Origin of the sequence: Paenibacillus sp. IHB B 3415 (assembly GCF_000802655.2) — a bacterium.
GTDB lineage: Bacteria > Bacillota > Bacilli > Paenibacillales > Paenibacillaceae > Paenibacillus_AQ > Paenibacillus_AQ phytohabitans.
In genome coordinates this window covers 1-743 of the sequence record NZ_JUEI01000212.1, presented here as the reverse complement: position 1 = coordinate 743, position 743 = coordinate 1, and the positions used below count along the sequence as shown (strand labels likewise).

Sequence of the window (743 nt, the reverse complement as noted above, 5' to 3'; positions counted from 1 at the left end):
TGAGCGGCGTTTTCGTCACGGTCATGGATCGTCCCGCAGGCCGTACATGTCCATTCCCGAACGGACAGGTTCTTCACCTCGGGGTGGATCGTGCCACACACATGGCAACACTGACTGGTCGGCTCAAACGTGTCGGCGATCCGAAGATTTCGTCCATACCATTTCGCTTTATACGTCAGCTGTCGCACCCACTCGCCCCAAGACGCATCAGCAATGGATTTTGAAAGCTTGGGGTTCTGAATCATATTCGCCACACGCAGATGTTCGATACTGATCGTTTGGTTTTCACGAATCAGTCTCGTGGTCAGCTTGTGGAGGAAGTCATTTCGTTTATTGGCAATGCGTTCGTGAATACGAGCGATATGCTGCTTTGCTTTCTTCCAGTTGGAGCTGCCCGGAGTACGCCGAGCCATCCGCCGCTGCCAAAGCGCCAGCTTTTTCTCGTATTGACGGTAAAAGCGAGGATTGGCGATATGTTCCCCGTTTGAGCATACTGCATATTCTTTCAAACCTAAGTCGATGCCAATAGGTGTATCCACTTGGGGCAGAGGGTTCTTTTGAACTTCGCAAACGAGCGAAACGAAAAATTTCCCGCTGGCGTTTTTACGAACGGTAGCGGACAATATCCGGCCTTCCAGCTTCCGGGAGTTTGCAAAACGTATCCAGCCGAGTTTTGGGAGCTTTAAGCGACTGCCCTCCATGGCGATATTCCCGTTGGTGAATTTGGTCGTGTAACTTTGAAT

Annotated in this window: 1 protein-coding gene; it reads right to left on the bottom strand. The window is 51.0% G+C overall.

Features of this window, described 5'->3' with window-relative positions:
• Positions 1 to 743: RNA-guided endonuclease TnpB family protein (locus QW71_RS36215; RefSeq protein ID WP_039311034.1), on the bottom strand; the 743-nt coding region annotated here is incomplete at both ends.